The sequence below is a fragment of the Nitrospinota bacterium genome (genome assembly GCA_016235255.1).
Lineage (GTDB): Bacteria > Nitrospinota_A > UBA7883 > UBA7883 > JACRLM01 > JACRLM01.
Map to the genome: position 1 here is coordinate 1 of JACRLM010000092.1, position 10586 is coordinate 10586.

The window sequence follows — 10586 nt, forward strand, 5'->3', positions numbered from 1 at the left end:
CCAGGTTGAGGAAAGTGAGCGGTTATAAACACCTGCCAGAACTGCGTGAGATCATGAAACGGGCTCTGGCGGGGAAGATAATGGTGAAAGCGGCGTGACGGTCATGCCGGGAGTTTCAACTAAAAAAGGGATTGACTCGGGCAGCATGGAACAGGGGTCATGCTTTTCAGGTTGGTGAACTCCAGGATCAGGTTCAGGTCCATCGCGAAATGTTCGCCGTTCATCCTGATCACCGCAAAAGGCATAAAGCCGCTAAGGTTCTGTTCCTCCGTTTTCCGCCGCAATCCGAGCGCGCGTTCCCGGAATATGATTTTGTCCGATGGTTCCGCGTCCGGCGGAAAAGCCGGGTGAATCGCCGGTGTGGAATAATCTTCTATTTCAGGTGAAACGCCGGCGGCTCCGCCATGTTTTATCAAATTCGCCACATTGATGATCATCGCGATGCCGTTTTCCAGCTTTATTTCCCCGGAAAGCAGCTTTTGAGGAGCGGCATTTTCCAGCGCCATCTCCGGAGGGATATCTATGGCTTCCTGGGCAACGGTCTCCACCTGGATCGCTTCATTCACGATGAGTCCCACAAGGGAGTTTTCAATCTGGATGATCACTACCACATCGCTGATTGAATATCGGCCGGAAGTGTGGCCGAAACGGATGTCCAAATCAATGACCGGGACGATTTTTCCACGAAGATTGAAGATGCCCGGGACAAACGGGGGGAATTCTTCGGCCGGCGTCAACTCCGGGAGCCAGATCAGCTCGCGCACAGCCCTGGCGTCCACGGCGTATAGGACGCCATGGTGATCAATTATCAGATATGTGCTGTTCACGACTATCCGACCATCCCGATTGCCCCCGCGAATCGGCGAACACTGATAATATTAATCTAATACCATGATGAAATTTATGCCACCATTATTTCTATCCGCTCGCGCAGTTGGGCCGCCGTTATTCCCTCATAATATTCGATCGCGGAATCATCCGGCATGGCATTCAGCGCATCCAGCGCGGCCTTCCGCATTTTGATGGCGCCGTTCAGATCGCCATCGTTTTCCAATATCGCCGCCAAGTCCAAAAAGGCCGGGGCGAAGGCCGGCGCAAGGTATATCACTTTGCGAAGCGAGTCTTTGGCCATCTCGATGTCCCCCGCCTCCTCGGCGATGCGGGAAATCAGGTAATGCGGCTCCATGGCGTTCCAATCCGCCTCCACCGCTCTTTGCAGATAACGCAAGGCGCCGTCGTGATCCCCCATGTTGGCCAGCGCCCTGGCGGCGAGGCAAAGAATTTTCACGGATTTGGGGTCTTCGGCGAGAATCATTCCGGCTTTTTTCACCACATGGCCGTATTCCCCTTTCTCAAGGAGGCTCTCAATATCTGAAGCTCCATTGATAGTTAGAGCCCCTGCGGCGATATCACTTGTTTGCCCTCTAGCCGCATCTTTCATGATTGTTCGCGCAGGACGTTTTATCGCGGCGGCGTCGAACCTGACGGGCGCCGGCGTATCCGTGGATTGGCGTTTTGGCGGAGATTGGGCGGTGATGCGCTGATAGACGGCAGATTCGGGGAAAATCCTGCATTTAAGGCCTTTTACCGGCGTTGAATACAGCTCGCCATGCCCTGTCAGAAGATATCCTTCCTCATTTAGGGCCGCCGCCAGCCTTTCAGCAATCTCACCGGCGAATTCCCGGCCGTAATATAAAAGAAGGTTGCGGCATAAGATGAGGTCCATTTCCCCGGGGAGGGCGCCGGAATCGGAACTATCCGGGAAAGCCAGGTCGGCCTCGGTGAATGTCACCATTCCGCGGATGCGGCCGTCAAGTTCCCACTCGTTCCGGCTGTTCTTTTTAAAGTATCTTTCCTTGAATTTAGGCGAGGTCAGGCGGAATGACCAGTCTCCGTAAATCGCGGATTTTGCCTTGGCCAGAAAATCCTCCCTCAAATCAGTCCCGGCGATAAAAATATTCCAGCCGTTTCCGGCGGGAAGCAATTCGTCAACGGCCATGGCAATGGAATAAGGCTCTTCGCCGGTGGAACATCCCGCGCTCCATATGCGAAGGGTCTTGTCTTCATTGTGGCGTTTTATAAGCTCAGGCAGGATGACCCGGCGGATAAGCGAGAACTGCCCCGAGTCCCTGAAAAAGTACGTTTCGCCCACAGTGATGAATCTTGCCAGTTCCTTTCGTTCCAGGGCGGCTGATTGCGCCGAGGATTCCAGGATCGCGCAATAATCTTCCGGTGAGGAGATATGGAGGGATTTCATCCTTGAGGTGATCGCCGTTTCCAGCGTTTTGTCATTACCCGGATTTACACGCAACCCGGCTTTTGACTGGACAAGCCGTTTTAAGCGGCGCAGAAGATCCTTTTCGATTTCCGGCATACGGTCGCACCGTTGACGCAGGTTTAGCTCGCACCTTAATATTATCGTAAACTTAAGCTGGAGGGAGTTAAGATTGCCTTTTTGACGCGCCGCCATCAAAAAGGTGTTCCGCAAATCCGGCAAAGCCAGTCATTTATTCCGGATCCGTACGAACATACAGTATAGCGCCGGCGTCACGAACAGCGACAACAGCGGGGCAGTGAACATGCCTCCGACAAGCGGCGCGGCGATGCGTTGCATCACGTCCGATCCGGTTCCGGAGCTTAGCATCATTGGCAGAAGCCCGGCCACTATCACGGTCACGGTCATCATCTTAGGGCGTATCCGCATCAAGGCCCCTTCGATTATCGATTCGCGCAATTGCCCGGGGCCAACCTCCACGCCGTTGCGCAACCGCTCCTCCACGGCGTTGTCTATGTAAAGGATCATCACCACGCCGAACTCCACCGCCACGCCAGCCAGCGCGATGAAACCCACCGCCACCGCCACCGCCACCGACATGTTATAGCCGAGCAGATATACAAGCCAGAAACCGCCCGCCAGCGCGAACGGCAGGCTAAGCAGGATCATCGCCACCTTCACCGCGTTGCGGAAATAAATGTACAGCAACGCGAATACGATCAGCCCCGTGAGCGGGACCACCAGGTTGAAACGCTCCCTTGCCCGTTCCATGGATATGTATTGGCCAGACCATGAAAGCGCGTAGCCAGGCTCCAGTTTGACGGCGCGCTCCACTTCACGTTTCGCCTCGGCGGCGTATCCCCCGATGTCGCGTCCGGCAACGTCTATGTACACGTATCCGGTCAGCCGCCCGTTCTCGCTCTTGATCTCGGAAGGTCCGTCCGCGATAGAGACTGTGGCCACGCTCGACAGCGGGATGGACGCCCCCGACGGGGTGGGGATGAGCGCCGAACCTATGGACTCCGGCGATTCACGCGTGTCCCGCGGGTAGCGCATGCTTATGGAGAAGCGTTTCCTCCCGTCGAGCACGTAGCCGATGGTCTCCCCGCCTATCGCCCCCTGCACGAATTCGCGCACGTCCGCCGCGCTCACGCCGTATCGCAGGGCTTCAAGCCGGTCGAGCGTTATGTCTATGTACCGTCCGGATGAAACGCGATCGGCGAAAACGCCCCGCGTCCCTTTCACTTTTTTAAGCCCCGCCTCAACTTTCTCGGCGATCCGTGTTATTCCCTCCAACTCCGGGCCGGTTATTTTGACGCCCAGCGGGGTGCGTATGCCGGTGGAGAGCATGTCTATGCGCGTGCGGATGGGATAGCCCCAGGAGTTGGTGAGTCCGGGTATGTTCACCGTTTCGTCCAGCTTGCGGATAAGGTCGTCTATCGTCTCGCCCGCGGGCCACTGGTCTTGCGGCTTTAGCAGTATGGTCGTCTCCAGCATGGACAATGGGGCCGGGTCTGTGGCGGATTCGGCCCTGCCTGCCTTGCCGAACACCCTTTCCACCTCGGGCAGTGACTTGATGAGCCCGTCGGTCATCTGCGTGATATAGGCCGCCTCGTCCGCCGAAACGCCGGGGAGTGTGGTGGGCATGTATAGCATGTCCCCTTCATAAAGCGGCGGCATGAATTCGCTCCCAATGCGCATGGCCGGCCAAGCGGCGCTTACCATGATGGCGAGCGCCGCCGCCAGCGTCAACTTGCGCCGGTCAAGCGAGGCCAGCAGCGCCGGTTTGTATATCGCCTGAAAAAAAATGTTGAGAGGATTCCGCGATTCCGGACGGATACCGCCGCGTATGAAATATCCCATCAGCGCCGGGGTCAGCGTCACCGCCAGGGCCGCGCTGGCCGCCATGGCGAATGTTTTCGTGAAGGCCAACGGGGAGAACAGCTTTCCTTCCTGCCCACCGAGCCAGAACACCGGCAGGAACGACGCGGTGATCACAAGCAGCGAGAAAAACAGCGCCGGGCCCACCTCCACGGAGCTTTTCCGGGCGATCTCCCAGATGTCCTCCCCCGGCTCCGCCTTCTCAAGCCTTTTGCACATGTTCTCCATCATCACCATTGATGCGTCCACCATCGCCCCGATGGCGATCGCCACGCCGCCTAGCGACATGATGTCTGCGGAGACCCCCTGCCATTTCATCACACCGAACGCGGCGAGGATCCCCATCGGCAGCGTCACCACCGCCACCAGCGACGAGCGCAGGTGGAAAAGGAACAGCAGGCAGACCACCGCCACAGCCGCAGATTCCTCCAGAAGTTTCCACACAAGGTTGTCTATGGCGCGCTTTATGAGTCCGGAGCGGTCGTAAGTGACCACAAGCTCCACTCCACTCGGCAGGCCGGCCTTCAACTCTTCAAGGCGGGCCTTGACCCTGTTGATTGTCTCCAGCGCATTATGGCCGTACCTCATCACCACTATCCCGCCGGTGACCTCCCCCTCGCCGTCCAGGTCGGCCACGCCGCGTCTTGTTTCCGGCCCGATATGGATGTTCGCCACATCTTTAAGCCTCACCGGAATCCCTTTATCGCTCATCCCGACGGGGATCAGCTCGAAATCTTCTATTGTGCGCAGATATCCGTGTGAACGGATCATGTACTCCGCCCGCCCCATTTCAGTGACAGAGCCCCCGCCGGACTCGTTGGCGCTGCGGATAGCGGCGGCGACCTGGCTGGCGGTGATATTCTGCGCGGCAAGCCTCTCCGGAGCCAGTTCCACCTGGAACTGGCGCGCCATCCCCCCAATGGTGGCCGCTTCCGCCACGCCGGGAAGGCTTTGCAATTCATATTTAAGGTAAAAATCCTGTATCGCCCGCAGTTCGTCCGGGCCGTGGACGCCGCTTTTGTCCACCAGGGCGTATTCGAAAATCCATCCCACGCCGGATGCGTCCGGCCCCAGCGAGGGGGTGACGCCCGGAGGCAGCTTGCCGGCCAGCTGGTTCAAGTATTCGCTCACCCGCGCCCTTGCCCAGTATGGGTCCGTCCCGTCCTCGAATATCACGTAGATGGAAGATTCGCCGAACATGGAGAAAGCCCGCACCGCCGAAGAGCGCGGCACGGACATCAGCGCCGTGGTCAAAGGATAGGTCACCTGGTCTTCCACTATCTGCGGAGACTGCCCAGGATACATGGTCTTCACTATCACCTGGGTGTCCGAAAGGTCCGGTATCGCGTCCAGTGGCATATGGCGCATCGAATAGACGCCCCAAAGGCAAAGGGCCGCCGAAGCCAGCAGTACCCCGATCCGGTTGTTTATGGACCAGCCGATTAGTTTTTCGATCATTGGGCGCCCTGCCGCATGCGCTCGGCCGCGTCGTTTAGCGACGAGGCGGAATCAAGGAGAAACTGGCCGTTGACCGCCACCATGTCCCCCTCCGCTAGCCCCGCGGTGACCTCGATGTTTTCGCCGTCGCTAATGCCCGTGGCCACAGGGACCGGGACAAAGCGCCCGTTACCTTTGGACAGCATCGCCCGCGTCCCCCGCCCGTCCCTGATAAGGGCGCTCACCGGCGCGGCCAGCGCGTTTCGTGTCTGCGCGTTGATAAACGCGTTAACCTGCATCCCGGGGGCCAAAAGCTTCTGCCCCCCGCCGATGATCACCCTTGCGCGCAACGTCTGGCTTGCCGGGTCCGTAAGCGGGCTGGCCAGCTTGAGCGTACCTTCAACCGAAAAGTTTCCTGCGGCGGCGGGATGGATTGTCACTTTAGCTCCGTCTTCAAGCCATCCAAGCTGGTCGCGGTATATCACTATGTCCACCCAGAGGCGCGAAAGGCCGGCCAGCGTGGCGACAGGATTCATGGGATTGACGTAAGCCCCTTCGCGGACAGAAACCGAAGTGACGATGCCCCCCTTGTCTGAGCGCACAGGGGTGATTTCGATTGGGCGGCGCTTGTCCTCCAGCAGTTTCATTGTCGGCTCGTCGATTCCGGCAAGCAGCAGTTTTTCCCGCGCGCGCCACCGCTCCCGCGCCAGGCTTGCCATCATTTCCGCGTTCTGGCCCGACATCTCGGTGATTGTGGCGCCAAGCGTGTCGCGCCTGATCAGTATCTCCACATATTCGCGCTGGCGCTGGACAAGGTCCGGCGAATAGATTTCATAGACGGCCCCGCCGGGCTTTATGACAACGCCAACGGTGTTCGCGTAAAGTTTCTTGATCCATCCTTCAACGTATGGGGTGACGGTGACTATGGAGGTCTCGTCCACGTTCACCGAGCCGAAGGTCTTTATCTTGCGCGACAGTGGCATGGTCTTCACCGTAGCCAGCCTTATGCCCATTTTTTTCGCCGTGGCGGCGTTTATCGTGACGCCCGGCCCGGCCGACGATGAGGCGGTATCCTTGCGTTCCACAAGGTGCATTCCGCATAAGGGGCAATCCCCCGGATGATCCTGTGATATCTGCGGATGCATGGGACAGATCCATGATTTGGCCTGTCCTTTGGGGATTATTGGGGGCTCGGGACTTTTTTTTTATCGTTTGCGGCGGGAGCCTTCACTTCTTCCAGGAACATGCCGCATTTCGGGCAGGCGCCGGGCTTGTCTGACACTATCTCCGGATCCATGGGGCATGTGTATTTTTTTCCTTCGCCGGGGACAGTGTTGACGGACTGCATTTGCGCCCCGTGGTCATGGCCGTGTTCTGTTTGCGCCGCTTCGTCGGCCAATGCGGCCGGGATGGGCGCCGTGGCGGAGAACATCATGGCGGCCGCCATTATCCCGATGAACCTATTTTTCATTTCTGTTTCCTTCATTTAGACCATCACACAAAAAAATTGACGGTATTATTTCACGCTATTTAATGACGGCGGCGGAGTTTTAACTCCGCCGCCGCGAAATCAAGGGGGTATAAAGCCCTTAACGCACGACTATCTGCTCGCCATGGCCGGCCTTCGGGTCGGCGTCCTTGGTGAACATTATCACCGCGATGGCGCCGGTCAGGGCCTGTCTGAGCGAGTGGGTGACGATGGCGTTGGCGCCTTCCACCGGAGAAATCAGGTCGAATATCGCGCCGTCCCCGGGCCCGACGACGAACGTCTGCATCCCGTGGGACACGTTTTTCGGGTTGCCGCCGGCGTACACCTTGTCCCAAATCCCGGCGATGGGATGGAACGCGGAGAATTCGTTAGGCCCGGCGTTCACGAAGTAAACTCGCACGCGCTCGCCCGGCTTTGCCTGCAGGAAGCGTGTTGCGGCCGGATCGTGGACGGGGTCATACTTGAACACGCCGCCGTTGAACACGACATTGTTCCACTTCCCCTGCATCATGGTGTTCACGTCTTCCGGGTTGTTGTAGATCTCGGACTGGACGAGCACATACTCCCTGTCCGCCTTGGGCAAGGCCGAGCCGTCCTTCGGATCAACGATGATCACGCCGAACATGCCGCGGGCCACGTGCTGGATCATCGGGTCGGAACCGCAATGATAGAAGAACACCCCCGGATACGTGGCGGCGAAGGTGAAGTTCTTCGACTCGCCCGGCTTGATGGGGGCAAAGTCGGTGACCACGTTGGTGCGCGCCGCATGGAAGTCCATGGAGTGCGACACTTTGTTGGTCTTGTCGTTGATCAACGTGAACTCCACGGTGTCCCCTTCGGTCACCCGCACCACGGGGCCGGGCACCTTGCCGTCAAAGGTCCACATTTTGTACTTGGTCCCCTTGTTGTCCACCGGCAGGTCCACCTCGGTGGCGTGGAACGTCACCTTGTGTGTCTTCGCCTGGGCGGCGGTGGCGCCAAAGGACGCCAGGGCGAGAACGCCCCCCAAAACAGCTCCTAGCAACTTCCTTGATGTCATCAAAAACTCCTCCCCTATTTGTTGGTTGAGCCACATTTGCAGACCTGCCGCAGATAAGCGGTAAGCCCGTTAATCTCTTCATCGGTGAGCACGTCTCCCCACGCGGGCATCAGCGGAGATTTGTTCACCGCGATGCCCCCTTCCTTTATCGCCTTGAAAAGCTGCGCCTCGGGAACGTCCCCCATCGCCTTCGCGTCCGTATGGTCGCGGGGCTGCACAGCCATGGAAGGGCTGTTCACCCCTTTGCCGTTGCGTTTGAGGCCGTGGCACTGCACGCAATACGTGTTGTAGATCATCTCGCTTCCCGCCCCCTTTGGGGCCGCGGAAACTGTGCCGGCCGCCGCCAAAATAACGGCCAGCGCCGCGATTAATGAAACCATCACTATCCTCTTCATGGTCACTTCGCCTCCGGCGAAAGCTTGAGGATGTAGCCGGTGAGGCTTTCGATGTCCTCCGGGCTCATGTCAAGCTTAGGCATCCATATATACCGGTCGATCTTCTGTGGATCCTTGATGTAGGCGGCGATATAGTCCGGCTTGAGCCTTTCGGCGGCCGTGTAAAGCTCCGGGCCGGACTTGCCTCCGGCGGCCGGCTTGTACATGTGGCACGCCGAACAGCCGCGCAGCTTGGTGAAAAACATCCCCGCCATCATCATGTTCACAGCCCCGCTCTTGAAAACGCCTTTCTCCACGATTCCCGGAGAAGTCAGCGCCATCAGGTCGTCCGCGGTTGTTTCCGCCTCTTCCTTGCCAAGCTTTGGATGGGGCGCAAGGGACCCTTCGTCCACCACGTCCTCATTGGCCCCGGCCTTGATGTGCCGGAGGTAAAACTCACCGGCAGGGCGTATTCGCACAGGATTCTGGAGCCATTTCACAAGCCACGGCCTGTTGAATTTGTCCCCGGCGTAATAAAGGTCCGGCCCCTTGCGGACGGCCAGCCGTTCCAACGAAGGATTTTCCGGCTTGCCCACCGCATGGCACTTCACGCAATCGGCCTTAAGCGCCGGGCCGCCGTCCGCCGCGCCGGCCTGACGGCCGGCCAGAAGCGCCAGCGAAATAAAAGCGCAGAACAACACACGTTTCATCATCAGTCCCGCCTTACTGCTGCCCGATCGCCTGGCCCTTCATGGCCGGATTGTTTTTCAGACCAAGGCTCCCCTTGAGCGATTCCTCGTAATAGAAATCCGGGACGAACTTCTTGCCGCTCCATGCGTAAACCGGATCTGTGGCCACAGGTATGCCGTCATACTCGATGACGGTCATAAGCCCGCCCATCAGCTTGCTGCCGTTGAGGGTGTGCGAGTCCACATGGTCGTGCACCGGGAAAAGGCCAGGATTGTCCATCTCCATGATGATGTCGTACCGCTCGCCGGGGCCCACCACGATGGTGTCGGCCTCATACGGCGCCGGAAGGGGCCTGCCGTCCTTGAACGCCACCTTGAAGGTGTGCCCGTGCGGATGGATCGCGTGGATGAACTCGCCGGCCCCGATCAGGCGTATCCTGACAACGTCCCCCTTTTTCACCCGGACAGGCTGGGTGTCCGGGAAGGAGTGGCCGTTGATGGTGAAATAGTCGTAAACGTCCCCCGGCATCCCGCCGTTGCCCGGCTTGAAGGCGTACTTGGAGTCCCAGTCAGAGAGCATCCATATGTAGTCCTTGGTCACTTTTTTCTCGATTGGTGTGGGCTTTTTCGGGTCCACGATGAACGGGCCCCACATCCCGCGCATGACCACGTGTTCGTTGACGTTGACGTGGCAGTGATACCACATGGTGCCGGAAGGCTCGGCGGTGAACTTGTATGTGAACGACTTGCCAGGCTCGATCGCTTTTTGCGTCACGCCGGGCACACCGTCGTTCTTCCAGTTGTTCTTCATCACAAGGCCGTGCCAGTGGATGGTGTGGGGCAGGGCGGTGAGGTTATGGACATTCACCGTCAGCTCATCCCCCTCCTTCACATGGAAAAGCGGCCCGGGCACCTGGCCGTTGAAAGCGAAAGTGTGGAAGTCCTGCTGCTCCACGAGCGTGATCTTTGTGTCCTCGATGGTCATCTCAAACGAACGCTTTTCGGCCCAGCCTTTGGATGGGATCAGGATCAAAGCCGCCAGAGCGAAAAAAGCCGCGAACCGCCTCGATATTTTCATAAAATCTCCATATGAACAGACAAAACTCCCCTATGTCCGGACATGGCGGAACACCGCATCCGGAAGCTTACGCTCTTTAAAATTCAGCGGCCATCGCGCTGGCCAGGAGGCCTGCGCTGATCAATAAAATCCCATGAGCCGCAATGGAAATGGAGAGTATCATCTTGAAACGGCGGCGCGTATGACATATTAACCGTCTCATAATAGTATTGACATAAGTGGATATATGCGTTACGCTGTAGTCCATGAAGAATACAGATGGGCGCGGGCTTGATAGTAAGACATTGACGCAGTTGCGCAAGCGGGCTGTGGCCTGTGTGCAGA

The 10586-nt window shown here is 58.2% G+C and carries 9 protein-coding genes; all 9 read right to left on the reverse strand.

Features of this window, described 5'->3' with window-relative positions; all coding sequences use genetic code 11:
- Positions 1–119 precede the first annotated feature (119 nt).
- Positions 120–827, reverse strand: coding sequence for a chemotaxis protein CheW (locus HZB29_12415; protein ID MBI5816402.1), 708 nt, complete (start codon positions 825–827; stop codon positions 120–122).
- Between the two features lie 74 nt (positions 828–901).
- The gene (locus HZB29_12420; GenBank protein ID MBI5816403.1) at positions 902–2470 is read right to left on the reverse strand and encodes a hypothetical protein; all 1569 of its coding nucleotides are present in this window, start codon (positions 2468–2470) and stop codon (positions 902–904) included.
- Positions 2471–2503: 33 nt separating this feature from the next.
- A complete protein-coding gene (locus HZB29_12425) occupies positions 2504–5614 on the reverse strand; it encodes an efflux RND transporter permease subunit (protein MBI5816404.1) in 3111 nt (1036 codons plus the stop codon).
- On the reverse strand, positions 5611–6678 hold the full coding sequence (locus HZB29_12430; GenBank protein MBI5816405.1) for an efflux RND transporter periplasmic adaptor subunit: 1068 nt from the start codon (positions 6676–6678) through the stop codon (positions 5611–5613). The genes HZB29_12425 and HZB29_12430 overlap by 4 nt, the downstream gene beginning before the upstream one ends.
- A 95-nt stretch (positions 6679–6773) precedes the next feature.
- Positions 6774–7064: a hypothetical protein gene (locus HZB29_12435; protein MBI5816406.1), complete on the reverse strand. Its 291-nt coding sequence runs from the start codon at positions 7062–7064 to the stop codon at positions 6774–6776.
- 118 nt (positions 7065–7182) lie between these two features.
- Complete coding sequence (locus HZB29_12440; GenBank protein ID MBI5816407.1) at positions 7183–8121, reverse strand: multicopper oxidase domain-containing protein; 939 nt, start codon at positions 8119–8121, stop codon at positions 7183–7185.
- 14 nt (positions 8122–8135) lie between these two features.
- Positions 8136–8516: a cytochrome c gene (locus tag HZB29_12445; GenBank protein ID MBI5816408.1), complete on the reverse strand. Its 381-nt coding sequence runs from the start codon at positions 8514–8516 to the stop codon at positions 8136–8138.
- Between the two features lie 2 nt (positions 8517–8518).
- On the reverse strand, positions 8519–9205 hold the full coding sequence (locus HZB29_12450; protein MBI5816409.1) for a c-type cytochrome: 687 nt from the start codon (positions 9203–9205) through the stop codon (positions 8519–8521).
- Between the two features lie 13 nt (positions 9206–9218).
- Positions 9219–10262, reverse strand: a complete 1044-nt coding sequence (locus tag HZB29_12455; GenBank protein ID MBI5816410.1) for a multicopper oxidase domain-containing protein — start codon at positions 10260–10262, stop codon at positions 9219–9221.
- Positions 10263–10586: the final 324 nt, after the last annotated feature.